The 19,237-nt window shown below is 28.4% G+C and carries 22 protein-coding genes; 11 read left to right on the top strand and 11 right to left on the bottom strand.

The window, feature by feature from the left end:
- Positions 1-4 precede the first annotated feature (4 nt).
- Positions 5-601 (top strand): hypothetical protein, encoded by a 597-nt coding sequence (locus KO506_RS14405; RefSeq protein ID WP_215995619.1) that lies wholly within the window; start codon positions 5-7, stop codon positions 599-601.
- A gap of 85 nt (positions 602-686) precedes the next feature.
- On the opposite strand, the gene argH is transcribed toward KO506_RS14405, so the two are convergent.
- The 11 genes from argH to KO506_RS14350 form a co-directional block, all read right to left on the bottom strand.
- A complete protein-coding gene (gene argH, locus KO506_RS14400; protein WP_215995618.1) occupies positions 687-1,961 on the bottom strand; it encodes an argininosuccinate lyase in 1,275 nt (424 codons plus the stop codon).
- 99 nt (positions 1,962-2,060) lie between these two features.
- Positions 2,061-3,128 carry a M20 family metallo-hydrolase gene (locus KO506_RS14395; protein ID WP_215995693.1) on the bottom strand — a complete coding sequence of 356 codons (1,068 nt, stop codon included), beginning with the start codon at positions 3,126-3,128 and terminating at the stop codon, positions 2,061-2,063.
- A 2-nt stretch (positions 3,129-3,130) separates the two neighbouring features.
- On the bottom strand, positions 3,131-3,907 hold the full coding sequence (argB, locus tag KO506_RS14390) for an acetylglutamate kinase (RefSeq protein WP_215995617.1): 777 nt from the start codon (positions 3,905-3,907) through the stop codon (positions 3,131-3,133).
- 78 nt (positions 3,908-3,985) lie between these two features.
- A complete protein-coding gene (locus KO506_RS14385) occupies positions 3,986-4,924 on the bottom strand; it encodes an N-acetylornithine carbamoyltransferase (protein ID WP_215995616.1) in 939 nt (312 codons plus the stop codon).
- A 95-nt stretch (positions 4,925-5,019) separates the two neighbouring features.
- Complete coding sequence (gene proB, locus KO506_RS14380) at positions 5,020-5,784, bottom strand: glutamate 5-kinase (RefSeq protein WP_215995615.1); 765 nt, start codon at positions 5,782-5,784, stop codon at positions 5,020-5,022.
- 1 nt (position 5,785) lies between these two features.
- A complete protein-coding gene (locus tag KO506_RS14375) occupies positions 5,786-6,979 on the bottom strand; it encodes a glutamate-5-semialdehyde dehydrogenase (RefSeq protein WP_215995614.1) in 1,194 nt (397 codons plus the stop codon).
- 27 nt (positions 6,980-7,006) lie between these two features.
- Complete coding sequence (locus KO506_RS14370) at positions 7,007-8,140, bottom strand: aspartate aminotransferase family protein (RefSeq protein ID WP_215995613.1); 1,134 nt, start codon at positions 8,138-8,140, stop codon at positions 7,007-7,009.
- Positions 8,141-8,144: 4 nt separating this feature from the next.
- Positions 8,145-8,936 (bottom strand): pyrroline-5-carboxylate reductase, encoded by a 792-nt coding sequence (gene proC / locus KO506_RS14365; RefSeq protein ID WP_215995612.1) that lies wholly within the window; start codon positions 8,934-8,936, stop codon positions 8,145-8,147.
- 95 nt (positions 8,937-9,031) lie between these two features.
- Positions 9,032-10,009 carry an N-acetyl-gamma-glutamyl-phosphate reductase gene (argC, locus tag KO506_RS14360; RefSeq protein WP_215995611.1) on the bottom strand — a complete coding sequence of 326 codons (978 nt, stop codon included), beginning with the start codon at positions 10,007-10,009 and terminating at the stop codon, positions 9,032-9,034.
- 2 nt (positions 10,010-10,011) lie between these two features.
- On the bottom strand, positions 10,012-11,187 hold the full coding sequence (locus tag KO506_RS14355; RefSeq protein WP_215995610.1) for an argininosuccinate synthase: 1,176 nt from the start codon (positions 11,185-11,187) through the stop codon (positions 10,012-10,014).
- A gap of 4 nt (positions 11,188-11,191) precedes the next feature.
- Positions 11,192-11,809, bottom strand: a complete 618-nt coding sequence (locus KO506_RS14350; protein WP_215995609.1) for a GNAT family N-acetyltransferase — start codon at positions 11,807-11,809, stop codon at positions 11,192-11,194.
- 633 nt (positions 11,810-12,442) lie between these two features.
- Here KO506_RS14350 and KO506_RS14345 point away from each other — a divergent pair.
- The 10 genes from KO506_RS14345 (at position 12,443) to KO506_RS14300 (ending at position 19,224) form a co-directional block, all read left to right on the top strand.
- Entirely contained in the window at positions 12,443-12,856 is a 414-nt protein-coding gene (locus KO506_RS14345) for a DUF2141 domain-containing protein (protein WP_215995608.1), read from the top strand.
- Between the two features lie 30 nt (positions 12,857-12,886).
- Positions 12,887-14,248: a 2TM domain-containing protein gene (locus tag KO506_RS14340; RefSeq protein WP_215995607.1), complete on the top strand. Its 1,362-nt coding sequence runs from the start codon at positions 12,887-12,889 to the stop codon at positions 14,246-14,248.
- Positions 14,248-14,571 carry a 2TM domain-containing protein gene (locus KO506_RS14335; RefSeq protein WP_215995606.1) on the top strand — a complete coding sequence of 108 codons (324 nt, stop codon included), beginning with the start codon at positions 14,248-14,250 and terminating at the stop codon, positions 14,569-14,571. Before KO506_RS14340 ends, KO506_RS14335 begins: the two co-directional genes overlap by 1 nt.
- Before the next feature lie 2 nt (positions 14,572-14,573).
- Positions 14,574-14,861, top strand: coding sequence for a 2TM domain-containing protein (locus KO506_RS14330; RefSeq protein WP_215995605.1), 288 nt, complete (start codon positions 14,574-14,576; stop codon positions 14,859-14,861).
- 1 nt (position 14,862) lies between these two features.
- Positions 14,863-15,456, top strand: coding sequence for a 2TM domain-containing protein (locus tag KO506_RS14325; protein ID WP_215995604.1), 594 nt, complete (start codon positions 14,863-14,865; stop codon positions 15,454-15,456).
- A 2-nt stretch (positions 15,457-15,458) separates the two neighbouring features.
- Positions 15,459-15,794: a 2TM domain-containing protein gene (locus KO506_RS14320; RefSeq protein ID WP_215995603.1), complete on the top strand. Its 336-nt coding sequence runs from the start codon at positions 15,459-15,461 to the stop codon at positions 15,792-15,794.
- A gap of 2 nt (positions 15,795-15,796) precedes the next feature.
- Entirely contained in the window at positions 15,797-16,105 is a 309-nt protein-coding gene (locus KO506_RS14315; protein WP_215995602.1) for a 2TM domain-containing protein, read from the top strand.
- Positions 16,106-16,177: 72 nt separating this feature from the next.
- Positions 16,178-16,933 carry a LytR/AlgR family response regulator transcription factor gene (locus tag KO506_RS14310; protein WP_215995601.1) on the top strand — a complete coding sequence of 252 codons (756 nt, stop codon included), beginning with the start codon at positions 16,178-16,180 and terminating at the stop codon, positions 16,931-16,933.
- Between the two features lie 765 nt (positions 16,934-17,698).
- Complete coding sequence (locus KO506_RS14305; RefSeq protein ID WP_215995600.1) at positions 17,699-18,481, top strand: sensor histidine kinase; 783 nt, start codon at positions 17,699-17,701, stop codon at positions 18,479-18,481.
- Positions 18,481-19,224: a LytR/AlgR family response regulator transcription factor gene (locus KO506_RS14300; protein ID WP_215995599.1), complete on the top strand. Its 744-nt coding sequence runs from the start codon at positions 18,481-18,483 to the stop codon at positions 19,222-19,224. The genes KO506_RS14305 and KO506_RS14300 overlap by 1 nt, the downstream gene beginning before the upstream one ends.
- Positions 19,225-19,237 lie beyond the last annotated feature (13 nt).

The following is a 19,237-nucleotide window of genomic DNA, read 5'->3' as shown; positions in this document are numbered from 1 at the left end:
TAGAATGAAAAATAAAAGTATTTACCTATTAGTATTATTGGTATTGTTGTTTTCAAAATCTTATGGTCAAGAAGTTAATTTAGACAAAGAAAAAGCTTGGTATGTACCAGATTATGCAAAAGTTCAATTTGCAGGAAATATTGGTTTTGTTTCTCTTGGTGTTGGTTATCAGTTGTTTAATAAGGTGTTATATTCTGAGTTATTATATGGTTATGTGCCAGAATCTGCTTCTAAAGCAGACAGAATACATTTATTAACTATTAAAAATACGTTTCCTATTTACAGAAAAGAAATTGGAAAAGATTTAATAATTACACCAATTGCAGGTTTTACAACTTCTTATGAAATTGGTACAAATTCATTTACAACATTGCCAGAAATTTATCCAGAAGGGTATTATGTACCTAATGCTTTTCACTTTACGGTTTTTGGAGGTGCTTTATTGCATAAGGATTTTAAAAATAAAAAGATTTTTAGTGGAGTAGATTTTTATGTGGAAGCAAGTACAGTTGAAACCTATTTATGGTATACAATTACATCTAGTGAAGTTAAAGTAAACGATGTTTTTAGTGCAAGTATTGGTTTCAATTTTTATTTTTAAGATTGATAAAATCCAGAAATAAAAAATCCTAGTTTACATAATGTAGACTAGGATTTTTTGTTTTTGTTGATATTTTAAGAGGCTGTTATTTTGGGAATTTTTCTCTAATTTTTTCTAAGGATAAATTATGAATACTACCAACATGTGTATGTTGTTTACCTAAATCTGGTTTGTAAGTTCCTTCTTGCACTTGTCCACCAATTTTTTGATAGGCTTCTCTAAAAGACATGCCTTCAACCACTAAATTATTAATGCTATCAACCGTAAATAAATATTGATATTTTTCATCATTCAAATCAATATCTTTTACAATTACTTGCTGAATTGAATAATTAAGAATATCTAAAATATCTTTTACATCTTCAAAAGCAGCAATGATGTTTTCTTTTAATAACTGAAAATCTCTATGATATCCTGTTGGTAAATTATTAGTAATCAATAACATTTCTGAATGTAAAGCCTGAATTTTATTACATTTTCCACGGATTAATTCAAAAACATCAGGGTTTTTTTTATGTGGCATAATACTACTACCTGTAGTTAATTCATCAGGAAACGTAATAAAACCAAAATTCTGACTCATATACAAACAAACGTCCATAGCAAAACGAGCCATTGTATTACATAAACCTCCTAAAGCAGCAGCTATAGAACGTTCGCTTTTTCCACGACTCAATTGTGCAGCCACTACATTGTATTTCATAGTTGCAAATTCTAATTCTTTGGTAGTTAATTCTCTATCAATAGGGAAAGAAGAACCATAACCAGCAGCAGAACCTAAAGGGTTTTGGTCTACAACTTTAGAAACGGCATTTAATACATAAACATCATCAATTAGTAATTCAGCATAAGCAGAAAACCACAATCCAAATGATGATGGCATTGCAACTTGTAAATGCGTATAACCAGGCAATAATGAATCTTTGTGAGTATCTGCTAAATTTAATAAAGTATCAAAAAGTGATTTTACTTTATCATTGACAACTGCTAAATTTTCTTTGTAATACAACTGTAAAGCCACTAAAACTTGATCATTTCTAGAACGAGCAGTATGAATTTTTTTACCAACTTCGCCTAATTTGTTGGTCAATTCCCATTCAATTTTAGAATGTACATCTTCAAAAGAAGGTTCAATTACGAATGTTTCGTTTTCGATGTCTGATGCTAATTCGTTTAAGCCTTTTTTTAAGTCAGATAATTCATCAGCAGTAATAATTCCAATGGATTCTAGCATTATTGCGTGAGCTAGAGAAGCTTGAACATCATATTTTGCAATGTGAATGTCAATTTCTCTATCATTACCAACTGTAAAGTTTTCTATTTGTTTGTCTATTGAAAATCCTTTATCCCAAAGTTTCATATTTTCTATATTTTGTCATTCCTGTGCATGCAGGAATCTATTTTTATTTCTTACTTTTTTATTTTGAGATTCCTGCCTTCGCAGGAATGACAAACTTTATTAAACAATTACTCTATTCAATAATTCAACATAAATTTGTATTCCTTCTTCAATTTCTGCCAAATATATAAATTCGTTTGCAGAATGAGAACGTGTACTATCTCCAGGTCCTAATTTTAAAGATTGACAACTCAACACAGATTGATCAGAAAGGGTAGGAGAGCCATAAGTTTCTCTTCCTATTTCAATTCCTGCTTTTACTAAATCGTGATTTGTAGAAATTGACGATGAATTTAATCGTAAACTTCTAGGTGTTATAGTTGTGCAAGGAGATTGCTTTTGTAAAATATCTGCAATTTCTTGATTAGAATAGGCATCATTTACACGAACATCAACAACCAAATCTACGTGAGCAGGAACCACATTGTGCTGTTTACCAGCATTTATTTGAGTAACTGTCATTTTTACATCACCTAAAGCATCAGAAGATTTCTCGAATTTAAAATCTTTAAACCACTGTAAAACTTCAATAGTATTATAAATTGAATTGTTATCATTTGGATGTGCAGCATGACTTGGAGTTCCTTTTACAACAGCATCAAAAACTACCAAACCTTTTTCTGCAACAGCTAAATTCATTAAAGTTGGCTCACCAACAATAGCAACATCTATATGCGGAATTATTGGCAACATACTATTTAATCCATCAGGCCCTGAGTTTTCTTCTTCTGCAGAGGCTACAATAACCAAATTGTATTTTAAGTTTTCTTGAGCGTAAAAATTGGTAAAAGTTGCCATTAAAGACACCAAACATCCACCAGCATCATTAGAACCTAAACCAAATAATTTACCATTTTCTACAAATGCATTTAAAGGGGCGTTTGTGTAAGCTGAGTTTGGTTTTACAGTATCGTGATGCGAGTTTAGTAATAAGGTTGGTTTGCTTTCATCAAAATGTTTGTTGGTTGCCCAAACATTGTTTTTAGATCTTTTAAACGGAATTTTAAATTCTACAAACCAAGCTTCAATTAAAGCTGCAGTTTGGTCTTCTTCCGTAGAAAAAGATTGGGTTTCAATTAAACTTTTTAAAAGTGAAATTGCTTTTTCTGTTAATTTTTCAATAGTCATCATTATAATGTAATTGTTGTAAAATTATCGTTTTCTTTTGTTAGCATTGCTGTATTACCAATATGAACTTTTTTAACTCCGTTGTTTAAAGCATCAATACAATTATCTAGCTTTGGAATCATTCCATCAGAAATAATTCCGTTTTCTAATAACTCTTTATAAGTTTCAGAATTGATGTTTTTTATTACCGAATTTTTATCAGAAAAATCTTGTAAAACACCATTTAATTCAAAGCAATAATAAATTGATGTATCATAAATTTCACTCATTCCAACTCCAATTGTACTTGCAATTGTATCAGCATTTGTGTTTAGTAATTGCCCATTTCCATCGTGCGTAATTGCACAAAAAACAGGTGTAAAATCAGCTTGAATTAATTTATCAATAGAATTTGAAGCTACTTTTTTTACATCGCCCACAAAACCAAAATCAATATCTTTTACGGGTCTTTTATCTGATTTTATACTATTGATGTCTGCACCAGTTAAACCAATCGCATCCACTTGTAAAGCTTGTAATTTAGCCACCACATTTTTGTTGACTAAACCTCCATAAACCATTGTAATTACTTCTAAAGTTTCAGCATCAGTAATACGTCTACCATTTATCATTTTAGACTCAATACCTAATTTTGATGCAATGTGAGTTGCACGTTTTCCACCTCCGTGAACTAAAATTTTATGTCCTTCAAGGTTAGAAAATAGTTGTAAGAAAGCATTTAAAGAAGTTTCATCTTCTATAATATTTCCCCCAATTTTTATGATTGATAGTTTTTCCATTTTTCAAGTATCTGTCATTGCGAAGAATGAAGCAATCTCTTTATTAATTGACAAATTGCTTCGAACATCTCAATGATTTTAGTTGTTTTCTAATATTTTTTTCAATACCAATTGTGCTGCATAAGTTCTGTTATTTGCTTGTTTAATAACCAAAGAACTATCAGAATCTAAAACAGCATCTTCAACAACAACATTTCTTCTAACAGGTAAACAGTGCATAAATTTAGCATCACCAATCTTATCTTTTGTAATGGTCCAATTTTCATTAACTTCTAAAAGTTGACCATAAGTTTCATAAGAACTCCAGTTTTTAGTGTATACAAAATCAGCATCTTTAAAAGCTTCTTCTTGGTTGTGATAAATAGGTGTATCTTTTGATATTTCTTTGCTTAAATTATATCCTTCTGGATTTGCAATTACAAACTCAACATCCATTTTTTGCATTGCTTGTGTAAAACTATTAGCAACTGCGTGTGGCAACGTTTTAACATGAGGAGCCCAACTTAAAACAACTTTTGGTTTCTTTTTTGTTGCATTTTCAGAAATTGTAATTGCATCTGTTAAACCTTGTAAAGGATGCCCAGTTGCACTTTCCATGCTTATAATTGGTACAGAAGCAAATTCTACAAACGAATTTAAAATTTGCTCAGATTCGTCTTTTTCTTTGTCTGTTAAACTTGGGAAAGCTCTTACAGCAATAATATCACAATATTGAGAAACTACAGCTGCAGCTTCTTTAATATGTTCTGCAGTATTACCATTCATTACAGTTCCATCACCAAATTCAATTCCCCAAGCATCACCAGAAACATTCATAACAATAGGGTCCATTCCTAAATTTAAAGCTGCTTTTTGAGTACTTAAACGTGTACGTAAACTTGAATTAAAGAATAACAATCCAAGTGTTTTGTTTTTGCCTAATTCTTTGTTTGCAAGCGGATTTGCTTTAATTTCTTTAGCTTCATCAATCCAAGAATTGATGTTTTCAATGTCGTTAATGGATGTATAATGTTTCATTCTATTCTATTTTCCTATTAGGTTTCAAAAACCTTGTAGGTATTAATTCGTAATTTTATATACTCATAAGGATTTTTAAACCTTGTAGTATTGCTCTATTTTATTTTTGTAAACGGAACTTTATTTTCAAATGCATTTGTAATAAAATTGTCTTCTAAGCCGTTAACAATCCAAGTTTCTATATTTTCTTTTTTAGTTAAAGAAGCAGCTTCAATTTTAGATTCCATTCCTCCACTTCCATGAGTTGATTTAGAACTCACAACTTCCTTTCTTAAATCCTCAAAATTATCAACCTCTAAAATGGTTTTAGGAGCATTATTTTTGAAAGATTCTTTTGTGTAAATTCCATTTGTATTTGTGGCAATTACCAATAAATCTACATCTAATAAAGTAGCAGTTAACGCTGCTAGTTTATCATTATCACCAAATTTAATTTCGTCTGTGGCAACAGTATCATTTTCGTTGATGATAGGAATGTAATTATTGTTTACCAAAACATTTATGGTGTTTACAATATTGGTTTTGCTTTCTTGTTTTTCAAAATCTGAATAGGAGAGTAGACACTGAGAACTCAATAAACCATATTCTCTAAAAATTTCTTGATAAATTCTTATTAAATGAGGCTGACCAATAGAAGCTAAAGCTTGTTTTACAAAGACTTCTTCTTGTTTACTCTCTAATTTTACAAACTGTTTAGCTACAGCAATTGCACCAGAACTTACAATAATAAACTCGCAAGTGTTCTTGAGTTTTGCAATCTGATTTGCAATATCTTCAATTTTCCCTCTTGATATATTATTGGTTTCTTTAGTAAGGGTATTAGAACCTATTTTTAGTAATATGCGTTTCTTTTTTTGCATCTTATCTTATTTGTCCATTTCCATGAATATACCATTTGTTGGTGACCAAATGTTGTAAGCCAATTGGTCCACGTTGATGTAATTTGTCTGTACTAATTGCTAATTCTCCACCTAAACCTAATTGACCACCATCAGTAAAACGAGTAGAAGCATTGTGATAAACAGCAGCTGTATCTACGTTTTCCATAAAAAGTTTTGCTTCAGTTTCATTTTTGCTGATTATTGCTGCAGAATGTCCACCTGCATATTTATTAATCATAGCAATTGCAGCTTCATTTGATGTAATTTCTCCAATTACAATTTTGTAATCTAAAAATTCTTCATACCAAACTTCGTTTGATGAAATCTGTTCTAATTGATGATTTTTAGCCACAATTTCATCACCTAAAACCTGAATTTTAGCTTCATTTAATTTTGATATTAGTTTACTGATAAAAGCTTCTTTTTCTTCAAGATTTTCATCAATTAAAACTTTATCAACAGCATTACAAGCAGAAATTTTCGATTTTCCGTTTAAAATAATATCAATAGCAATCTCTAAATTTGCTTCTTTAGAAACGTACACAAAATTGTTTCCACGACCACTAATAATAACAGGACAAGTGGCGTGTTCTTTTACAAAAGCAATTAATCGTTCTCCACCTCTTGGCACAATTAAATCAACTTTTTGCGTTGGTTTTTCTAAAAATGCTTGCGTTTCTGTTCTGTTAAATTGTAAATATTCTACCCAATCTGTTGAAGCATTGTGCTTTTTTAGTGCCTGATGCCAAAGTTCTACAATTTTTAAATTAGAATTTAAAGACTCTTTTCCACCTTTTAAAAGGATTTTATTACCCGATTTAAAAGCAATTCCTGCAGCTTCTACTGTAACATCTGGTCTAGATTCATAGATGATTAAAACTGTACCAAAAGATGCAGTTTTATTATAAACTTGCATTCCATTATCATGCTTAAAACCAAAACGCTCCACACCAACAGGATCTGCTTGAGAAGCCAAATTTTTGGCTGCTTTTATCATTTCATCAACCTTTGTATCATCCGCTTTTAAGCGATCGAACATAGAAATATCATCACCTTTATAAGCTTCTAAATCTTTTTTGTTGATGTTGATAATTGCTTCTCTATTTTCATCCAAAAGAGTTGCCATTGTTCGTAAAACTGCATTTCTAGTTTCTATAGATAGTAAAGTATTCATCTTTTTATATTCTGTGTTTAGTTGAATTTATTCTTCTTCTAAAGCATCAACTAAAGCTTCAAAAAATTGATTGATATGATCTTTTCTAACGGTTAAAGGAGGTAAAATTCTTAACAATTTTTTATTCATTGCACCACCAGTAAAAATATGATAATCGTAAATTAATTTCTTACGTAAATCGCCAACTTCAAAATCAAATTCTAAACCTAACATTAAACCTTTTCCTTTTATTTTTTTTATTTGAGGTATTGTTTTTGCCAACTTTAAAAAATAACAAGAAATTTCATTTACATTATCTATTAGTTTTTGTTCTTCAATAACATTTAGAACAGATAAACCAGCAGCACAAGCCAAATGATTACCACCAAAAGTAGTACCTAACATTCCGAATTTAGCTTTAATACTTGGGTGAATTAAAATTCCGCCAATAGGAAAACCATTTCCCATTCCTTTTGCAATAGAAATAATTTCTGGAGTTACTTTATAATGTTGAAAAGCAAAGAATTTACCAGATCTTCCATAACCAGACTGAACTTCATCAGCAATAAGCATGGTGTTATTTTCTTTACATAAAAGATCTAATTGTTCGTAAAAATCTGCAGTTGCTTCATCTAAACCACCTACACCTTGAATAAATTCTACAATAACAGCACAAACATCACCTTTTTCTAGTTCAATTTTTACAGCATCAATATCATTTAAATTTAAAATAGTAACTTTTTGCTGTGCGTTAATTGGTGCAATAATATTTTTATTGTCAGTGGCAGCAACAGCAGCAGAAGTACGACCATGAAAACCATTTTTAAAAGCAATAACTCTACTTTTTTCTGTTTTAAAAGAAGCTAGTTTTAAAGCATTTTCGTTGGCTTCTGCCCCAGAATTACATAAAAATAATTCGTAATCTTTACAACCAGAAAGTGTTTCTAATCTATCTGCTAATTGTGTTTGTAGCGGATTTTGAATTGCATTAGAATAAAAACCTAATTGATTAACTTGGTTTGTAATTGCTTCTACATATTTTGGATGTGCATGGCCAATAGAAATTACTGCATGACCACCATATAAATCTAAATATTCTGTGTTGTTTTCATCGTAAACATAAACTCCTTTACCAGAAACTGGGGTTACATTATAAAGAGGGTAAACATTAAATAGTGGCATAGTTTTATTTTTTTATTTGGTTAATCTTTTCGAAAGAAGCGTTAATACCTTTAATTAATGAAGAGCTTAAACCTTGGTGTTCCATTTCGTTTAATCCTTCTATTGTACAACCTCCTGGAGTAGTAACTCTATCTATTTCTGCTTCTGGGTGTTTACCAGATTCTTTTAACAAAGTGGCTGCTCCAAAACAGGTTTGCATTGCCAATTCATGTGCTTCATCTGGTTCAAAACCTAATTGAATTGCACCTTGTGTTGTTGCACGAATTAGACGCATCCAAAAAGCAATACCACTTGCGCATATAACAGTTGCAGCTTGTAATTGCTCTTCAGGAATTTCTAAAGAAGTACCCAAACTGTTAAATATAGTTTTAGCTATGGCAACTTTTTCTTTTCCTTTTGTATTAGAAGAAATACAAGTCATAGATTGCCCAACAGAAGCTGCTGTATTTGGCATAGAACGAATAATATTTTTATCATTACCAACAATAGCTTCAATTTTATCAATAGAAAAACCAGTGATAACCGAAATTATAACATGATTTTCTTTAATAAGAGGTTTTAGATTTTCTAAAATACCATCAAAATGTCTTGGTTGTACTGCAAATATTAAAACATCAGCATTTTTAACTGCTTTTTCATTATCAGAAGTTAAAACAACTTCAGTATAAGCATTAAAATCGTTTAAAGATTCTAAATTTCGCTTGGTTAAATACAAGGTTTCTACAGTTTTACTTTTTAATAACCCTTTTCCTATAGATTGCCCTAAACTTCCTGCTCCAATAATTGCTACTTTCATAATTTTTTTGATTAACTACAAATTCTTTTTAGATTTTGTAGGTATTGTTTTATTCTTGAATATCTCTACAAGATTTTAAAACCTTGCAGTAAAATTTAAAAGTAATTTGCCTTTAAATTTAAACCTAAACTTTCTTCAAAACCATACATTAAATTCATATTCTGAATGGCTTGCCCAGAAGCACCTTTTAATAAATTATCAATAGTACTTGTAATTAATAATTTATTACCGTGTTTTTCTAATTGCACCAAACATTTATTTGTGTTTACAACTTGTTTTAAAAATATACTTTGATCAGCAACAAAAGTAAAAGCTGCGTTTTTGTAATATTCTTTATACATTGTTGTTGCTTCTTCTAAAGTACCATTAAATTTTGTGTAAGTAGTTGCAAAAATCCCTCTAGAAAAATCACCTCTGTTTGGCATAAAGTTTATTTCAGAATTAAAATCGGTTTGTAATTGATTTACTGTCTGATTAATTTCACCTAAATGTTGATGATTAAAAGCTTTGTAATGCGAAAAATTATTATCTCTCCACGTAAAATGTGTTGTTGCAGATAATGATGTGCCAGCACCAGTTGCACCAGTTACAGCATTAATATGAACATCATTTTTTAATAAACAATTTGCAGCTAAAGGTAAAATTGCTAATTGTAAAGCAGTAGCAAAACAACCAGGGTTTGCAATGTATTTTGCTGATATAATATCGGTTTTATTTAATTCTGGCAAACCATACACAAAATCTTTTCCTTCGAAATTCTTATCAGCAAGTAATCTAAAATCGTTACTTAAATCTATAATTTTTGTGTTATCAGAAAAAGTGTTTTTTTGTAAAAAAGCGGTTGAATTACCATGTCCTAAACATAAAAATAAAACATCAACATCAGCATTAATTTTATTTGTAAAACTAATTTCTGTAGAACCAACTAAATCTTGATGAACTTTATATAATTTGTTACCAGCATTAGAAGTACTGTACACAAAATTGATATTTGTTTCAGGATGATTTAATAACAATCGAATCAATTCTCCTGCTGTGTAACCTGCACCACCAATAATTCCTACTTCTAACATAACTATTTATTTACTTGTTGATAAATTTTGTTTTGATTACCTATAATTTTGATAAAACCTTTAGCATCATCTGCTGTCCAAGCTTTATTTTCTTCACCATAAGTACTAAATGCACTAGACATTAAATCGTGATCAGAAATAATTCCGTCTAAAGAAAAGTGATAAGGTTTTAAAGAAACCACAACATTACCAGAAACCATTTTTTGAGAACTCTGTAAAAAAGCTTCTGTATCTCTCATTACAGGATCTAAATATTGCCCTTCGTGTAAATGCATTCCGTAAAAACTAGATAAATATTCTTTGTGTTGTAATTGCCATTTAGTTAAGGTATGTTTTTCTAATAAATGATGTGCTTTTACAGTAATTAAAGCAGCAGCAGCTTCAAAACCAACTCTACCTTTTGTACCTACAATAGTATCACCAACATGAATATCTCTACCAATTGCGAATTTTGAAGCAATAGTATTTAAGTTCTCGATGTTTACTTCTGGTGCATTTTCTTGTCCGTTTAAAGCAACAAACTCACCATTTTTAAAAGTTAACGTTACTTTTTCTTCACCTTCTTTTTCTAATTGAGAAGGATAAGCTTCACTAGGTAATGGTAATTCTGATTTTAAAGTTTCAACTCCACCAACACTAGTTCCCCAAAGACCTTTGTTTACAGAATATTTAGATTTTTCCCAATTCATATCAATTCCTTCAGATTTTAGGTAATCGATTTCTTCTTGTCTTGCTAATTTTTGATCTCTAATAGGAGTAATAATTTTAATTCCTGGAGCTAAGGTTTGAAAAATCATATCAAAACGAACTTGGTCATTTCCTGCACCAGTGCTACCATGAGCAATATATTCTGCATCAATACTTTTTGCGTATTCAATAATTTCTATAGCTTGTATAATTCTTTCTGCACTTACTGAAAGTGGGTAAGTGGCATTTTTTAATACGTTTCCAAAAATTAAATACTTAACTACTTTGTTGTAAAAAGTAGCAACTGCATCAATATTTTTATAAGTTGTAACCCCCATTTTATAAGCGTTACTTTCTATGTTTTTAATTTCTTCGGATGTAAAACCACCTGTATTTACGCTAACAGCATGTACATCATATTCTTTTGATAAACTTACAGCACAATAAGAGGTATCTAAACCACCACTATATGCAATTACTAATTTTTTCATTTTTTTATTTTTTATCTTTTTTTAGAAATAAATTTTGTTTCATCGTTTTTAATCTCTTATAAACGTTTTCTTTTACTTCAATAGGTTCTTCTTTATTGTTGTTTTTTGGGTCAAATAACATTCCTGTACAAAGGCACATTTTTCTACTAGTTCTGGTTAAGATATCGTAATTCTTACAGGTTTGGCAACCATCCCAAAAAGTTTGATCATCTGTTAATTCAGAAAAAGTAACAGGTTTGTAACCCAAATCGCTATTTAGTTTCATAACAGCTAAACCAGTAGTAATACTAAATACTTTAGCATCAGGAAACTTGGTTCTAGAATGTTTAAAAATTACTTTTTTTATTTCTTTTGCAAGCCCAATATTTCTATAATCTGGGTGTACAATTAAACCAGAATTTGCAACAAATTTACCATGACCCCATTGTTCTATATAACAAAAGCCGGCAAACATACCTCCATCTAAAGCAATTACTGCATTACCATTATCCATTTTGGTGGCAATATATTCAGGTTTTCTTTTGGCAATACCTGTACCTCTAACTTGAGCAGCATCCTCTATGGTTTTACAGATAATTTCTGCATATACCTTATGTGATTCATTTGCAATTACAATTTCCATTGCATTGTTTTTAATTTAATAAAATGTTATTTGTTTTGTTTTTTTTGATGTAGAATTGGACACACCTAAATTCTGAAAATGATTAATTACCCCAAAGGGCGAAAAGGAAAACTGCGACGCATATTGTTTTGGTTATTTTTTAAAATAACTTGTGTTTTAAAATATGGTTGTTTAGAAAGTTTCACGATAAAAAAAATAAAAAATGGTTAGGTACTTATATAGATTTGTCTTTTACTAATACAAAATCTTAGCGACGAATATTGCGAAAGCGCAAACTGGGAGCTATTGTAGTACATGTTTTATTTTCTCTTGAAGTAATCATTGGTGTAAATGTATGTATTTTTTATTTTTCTGAATAGTATAAGAATACTTTTTAGTAATTTTTATTAAAAATTAACCAATTCTTTATTTTCGTTAAGATTTCAATATCCAATTTCTAAAAATATAATTATTCAATAATCATTATATAAGTAAAAGCTTGTTTTGTGTAAGCTATATTTTAGGTTTAAATCAAATTTTGATATTAAAAAATACAATTCGTCCTAAAAAAAATACAGTTGGGTATAGTTTACTTTTAAAAACTACTGTTCAGTTGCATATTTGTACCATAATTAATCAATAAAAAATAACATTATGAAACTTATAGTATCACTTTTAGTAGCAACAGCTTTCTTTATTTCAACAACAATAACTGCTCAAAATAAAAAAATTACTGCAACAGTTGTAAATGTAACATCAGATTCTGGCAAAGTAAGTTTTGCTTTATATAATAAAGTAACTTTTATGAAAGCACCAATTCAAGCTAAAAACGCAAAAATTGTAGACGGTAAAAGCACAATAACTTTTGATAATTTAGATGCAGGTGAATATGCTATTATTTGTTATCATGATAAAAATGAAAATGATTCAATGGATTTTCATCCAAATGGAATGCCAAAAGAAGATTATGGTGCTTCTAATAATGTGATGAATTTTGGACCACCTAATTACGAGAGTGCAAAGTTTGTGGTTACTGATAAAGATGTATCTTTAGATATCAAATTTTAATCAACTTAATTACCCTATTAAACTTAGAAAATGACAAAATCTGACCCAACATTTTTTACAAAGCTTAAAAAAGATATTATTGCTTGCTTAAAGTTAACTGTAATAATGGCTGTAATATTTGTAGTTGCAAATCAGCAATTTACTTTAAAAGGAATGGCGTTAGTATTTTTAATCTCTGCTATGTATTCTTTTACTTTAGGGTTAGGTAATGGGTTAATAAATGAGTTTTTAAATACAAAATGGGATTGGGTTAAAGAAACAAACGAAAGAGTCTGGGCAGGTATAATTACCACTACAATTTACACTGTTATAGCAGTTTTAATTATACATTATGTACAATATATTGTAATTTTTAATAATTCTTTCGAAGATTTTTTTAGTGGTTATTTAATTTGGGTGCATTTATTTGCAATTATTTTTTCTTTAGGAGTTGCAGCGTTTTTTCATGCAAGAGGTTTTATGATCAATTGGAAATCTGCAATGACCCAAGAAACCACAAAACAAGAAATAGTAGCAAAAACAGAAACTGCAAAATTTGAATCCTTAAAAAGTCAGTTAGACCCGCATTTTTTGTTTAATAGTTTAAATGTATTAACCAGTTTAATTGGCGAAAACCCAAACCAGGCAGAAAAATTTACGACAAAATTATCTAAAGTATATAGATATGTTTTAGAGCAAAGAAATAAAGATTTAGTACCAATTTTAGAAGAATTGACTTTTGCTAAAACCTATATGCAACTTTTAGGAATGCGTTTTGAAGATGCTGTAGAATTTAATATACCAGATACTGTTAGTAACAAAGATTTAAAAGTTGTGCCACTTTCTTTGCAATTATTATTAGAAAATGCAGTGAAACACAATGTGGTGTCATCCTCTAAACCACTAACTATTAATATTTATGAGGAGAATAATTATTTAATAATAGAAAACAACATCAATCCTAAAGAAGCAATAGGTAAAAGCACAAAAGTGGGGCTGCAAAATATTGCTGATAGATATGGATTAATCACTCAAAGAGGAGTGAAAATAGAAAATAATAACAAAACTTTTAAGGTGAGTTTACCTCTCTTATATAAAATGAACGACATTATGTACACAGACGATTTAGAAAATAACAAATATGTAAAAGCAGTAGAAAGAGTAGAAAAACTGAAAGAATTTTATCAGAATTTAGCATCATACTGTATTGTAATTCCTTTTTTAATATTTATCAATTTAAGATTCTCTCCAGGGTTTCACTGGTTTTGGTTCCCGATTTTCGGGTGGGGAATGGGCTTAGCTTTCCACTTTTTAGAAGTAAATAATTACAATATTTTCTTAGGTAGTAATTGGGAAGATAAAAAGATAAAAGAGTTAATGGATAAAGAAAATAAACATAAAGAATACAGATAATGGAAAGGGAATTTACAGAGGAACAGAAATATATTTTAGCTCGTAAAAGAGTAGAAAAAATTAGCAAGTTTTATAAGCATTTAGCTGTTTATGTTGTAGTAAATACCTTTTTAAGTATCATTTTTATTACTGGGGATATGAATGATGGAGATTCTTTTACACAAGCTGTTTTTTATAACAACAATTATAAAATATGGTTGTTTTGGGGAATTGGTATTGCTTTTCAAGCATTAAATACATTTGGTGTAAGTTTCTTTTTTAACAAAGATTGGGAAAAAAGAAAGATTAAAAAATACATGGAAGAACAAAATTATAGAAGATAAAAATGGAAACAGAATTTAGCAATCAGCAACGTTATTATAAAGCTCAAAAAAAAGTGAAAGAAATAAAAGGGTTTTACACGCATTTAACCGTTTATTGTACAATTATTCCCGTAATTATTTTTGTTAATTTAAAATTTGTACCACATTTTCATTGGTTTTGGTTTTCAGTTTTAGGTTGGGGTTTAGGTTTGTTTTTTCATTGGTTAGGCGTTTTTGGTTTTAAGTTATTAGGCTTAGGTAACAACTGGGAAGAAAGAAAAATAAAAGAATTTATGAACGAGAATCAGTAAGATGAACCAGCAAGAGCAAGTAAATTATCAACTAAAATTAATAGCACAGAAAAGAATAAAAGATATTAAAGGGTTTTATACGCACTTTTCTGCCACCTTTTTAATATTGCCTTTTCTAGTGTTTATCAACCTAAAAACGTTTCCACAATTTGAATGGTATTGGTATGCAATTTTAGCTTGGTGTTTGGGTTTAGTGGTCCATTATATAAGTGTTTTTGCTTTTTCTAAACTAAGTTTTAAAAAGGATTGGGAAGACAAAAAATTAAAAGAAATTATTGCAAATAGCGTCCATAAAAAAGAAATAGAAGAAGATATTACTTATATAAATGAGAAGTATTATTTAAAAGCAAAAAAACAAACAGAAGAAATTAAAGGGTTTTATATGCACTTAATTGTAACCCTTTTTACTTTGCCAATTATAGTTTTTGTAAACTTAAAATTTGTACCTCAATTTCACTTTTTTTGGTTTGCAGTTGGTGGAATGTGTATTGCCATATTTTTGCATTGGTTTGGTGTTTTTGGATTTAATTTTCTAGGATTAGGCAAAAATTGGGAAGAAAGAAAAACAAAAGAAATTATAAAGAATTTTAAATAAAAATGGAAAGAGATTTTACACAAGAACAGAATTATATTAGAGCTAAGAAAAGGGTAAAAGACATTAAAGCATTTTACATTCATTTAGTAGTGTATGTAATTGTAAACCTATTTATAAGTGGTGTAATAATCTTCGGATTAATGACAAGTGGTTATTCTTTTATAGAAGCAATTACAAATTTCGGAGTCTATTCTACTTGGCTTTTTTGGGGGATTGGAATGTTTTTTCATTGGATGGGGGTTTTTGGTTTTAAATCTTTAGGTTTTAGTAAAGATTGGGAAGAAAAGAAGATAAAAGAACTGATGGATAAAGACGATAAAAGAAGAAATAAGTTTTAATTATGGATAATTCACAAAAAATAAAACTACAAAAAGCAAAACAGAAAGTAGAAGCTATTAAGAATTTTTACAAACATGTAATAACCTATGTACTAGTCAATTTATTTTTAACGTTTGTTTGGTCTTTTAAATTTAAAATTTTTGGTGATTTAATATTTAGCAATCAATACAATTCAGAAGGATTTAAACACATTCCTTTTTGGTTAGTAGGTGGAATTTTCTTACTTTTTGATGCCTTAAGAACATTCGGTTTTTTTACTTTTTTTGATAAAAACTGGGAAGAAAGAAAAATTAAAGAATTTATGGAATAGTTTACAAGTAAAATTTCTAAAAACCTTAAAATTTTCAACAAAAACCAACAACTTAAAACGAATTATAATTTTATGAACGTATTAATAATTGAAGATGAAAAGCCAGCAGCAAGAAGGCTAAACAGAATGTTATCAGAATTAGATATCGAAGTTCAGCAAATGTTGCATTCTGTAGAAGAATCTTTAAATTGGTTGCAAAACAATAAACACCCAGATTTAATATTTTTAGATATTCAATTATCAGACGGATTATCTTTCGAAATTTTCGAAGAAATTGAAGTAAAATCAGCCATTATTTTTACAACAGCTTATGATGAATATGCACTTAAAGCATTTAAGCTAAATAGCATCGATTATCTTTTAAAACCAATAGATGATGATGAGTTAACATCCGCAGTAAATCAATTTAAAGAACAACAGCCAAAGCAATCAGATGTTCAAGTAAATTTAGATGATATTCGAAAATTATTGATAAACCCTGTAGATCGTAAATTCAAAAAACGATTGTCTATAAAAGTGGGGCAACACATAAAAATTATTCATATAGATGAAATTGAATGTTTTTATAGCGAAAACAAATCTACCTATATTCATACCAAAGAAAATAGAAATTTTTTGTTAGATAATTCTCTAGAAAACTGGCAAGAACAATTAGATCCAGAACATTTTTTTAGAGTAAACAGAACGTTTATAGTGCATATTAATGCTATAAAAGATATTATTGCGTATTCAAATTCTCGTTTAAAATTAGTTTTGCATTCTTATAAAGGCTCAGAAATTATTGTAAGTAGAGAGCGTGTTAAAGATTTTAAAAATTGGATTGACTAACGTAATCGGATTTTAAATTTCTTTTTTTGTATTAAAACTTATTTTAATACAATTCACTTAGATAAATTAACAATTCACTATATTTCTTTTTTTATTAAAAGTGATAAATTTCATTTTTGATGAAAATTAGAAATTATGAAGAAAATCTATAAATCATTTTTACAGTCATTTATAATTACAACTTTAATTCATTCAATAGCAATTATAATTTTATTGGTAATTAATACGTTTAATTATAATTTGTTATTAGAGATTATAAGCTTAACAATACCGATATTATTTACCCCTTGTTTTTTATTATTTTATTTTTATGATGTAAATCAAAAATTCACAAAATTATTGTTAAAGGTTTTTTTGTATAATTTTGTTATCATTTTCTTCTTTACTTATTGCTTTTTTAAATTCATTATAATACGTGAGAGCCATAGTGTATTAAGTTATGAAAACTTTACATCTGCATTCATTTCATCTTTAATCTGTATGTTTTTTGCGTTTTTTCATAAAATTAAAGAAACTAAAACTGAATTTCTATCTAGGGAGGTGAAATTTTCTTATTTACAGTTATTTTTAATATCATTTTCTGGAGTCTTATTATATATATTAATTATTGCATTTGAGAAATTTTCATTTAGTGAATCTGTTCAAATCATTTATAATTTTTTACCTGTAGGTTTCATTTTTTCATTAATTAGTATTCATTTTTTTAACTATGTTTATCAACAGTTTCATTTTTCAAAAAGAAAGATTTATGTTGCAATTTATTATATGGTATCAATATCTATATTGGTATTTTGGATTATTATTTCAGTAAATAATTTCAGAATTGTAAAAAGTGGATTCAATATAACTTTTGATGAAGTATTTTTAATTTCAAGTATATTATTGTATGCCCCTTTTTTTATTTATGTTTTAATAGTAACTCACTTGTATTTTATTCAACTTTTAAATAAACAAGAGAAAACTTTCTTAACCCAACAATCACTAGAATCTCAACTAAACTATCAACAATTAAAAAATCAAATCAGTCCGCATTTTTTGTTCAATAATATTAACGTTTTAACTAGTTTAATTGAAGAAAACTCTAAAAAAGCAGTTTTGTTTTCTGAGAATTTATCACATATTTATCGTTATTTTTTAGAACAAGAAAAGCAAGATGTAGTTTTAGTAAAAAATGAAATTGAATTCGCTAAGAGTTATCTAGAATTATTAAAAGATAGATTTGAAGTCGGTTTAAATTTTACAATTTCTGTTGATGAAAAAACCAAAGAAAAATATATTGTGTCAACTATTTTACAGCAAGTTTTAGAGAATGTTGTAAAACATAATGAAATTAGTAGCAATACGATTGTTAGCGTAAAAATTTCATCCGAAGAAAATTATTTAGTGATAAAGAATAATAAGAATTTAAAACAAAATACAACTTCAGAATCTAAAAAAGGAATAGAAAATATTAAACAAAGAATTGCTTTTTTTACAGATAAAAATGTAATTATAGAAGACACTGCAACCCATTATATAATTAAATTGCCAACTTTAGAAACTGTTTAATGAAGGTATTAATTATAGAAGACGAGTTACCATCAGCAAGAAGATTAGAGCGTTTGTTGTACGATTTTGAAATAGAAGTTTTAGATAAATTGACTTCTGTAAAATCAACTATTTTATGGTTTCAGAAAAACCAACAACCCGATTTAATTTTTTTAGATATTCAGCTTTCAGACGGATTATGTTTTGATATTTTTGATCGAGTAGAAATAACATCAAAAATAATTTTTACAACCGCATTTAGTAATTACAGTATTAAAGCATTTGACTATAACAGCATTTCGTATTTGTTAAAACCCATTAATAAAAACAAACTTACTAATGCTATTCGTAAAGCAAAAGAAGTGTATCAAAAAGAAACTGATTTAAAAGAATTTAAAAAATTAGTGAGTAATTATAAAGCTGTACATTACAAAGAATCTTTTACGGTAAAAATTGGCAAAAAAATTAAAATATTTAAATCTGATGATATAACTTGTTTTTACAGTTTTGATAATGCAACTTTTTTAAACTCTAAAGAAAATAATTACGTTATAAATCAATCTTTAACACGCTTAGAGCAAGATTTGAATCCAGCACATTTTTTTAGAGTTAATAGAACGTTTATAGTGCACATTAATGCTGTAAAAGATATTATTACTTATTCAAATAGTCGTTTAAAATTGATTTTACATGCTTACAAAGACTCAGAAATAATTGTAAGTAGAGAAAGAGTTAAAGATTTTAAAAATTGGATTGATTATTAATTAGTCTATATTA

It is taken from the genome of Polaribacter vadi, assembly GCF_018861005.1.
Classification (GTDB): domain Bacteria; phylum Bacteroidota; class Bacteroidia; order Flavobacteriales; family Flavobacteriaceae; genus Polaribacter; species Polaribacter vadi_A.
The sequence above is the reverse complement of the archived record's forward strand: the minus strand, read 5'-3'. Positions and strand labels throughout refer to the sequence as shown.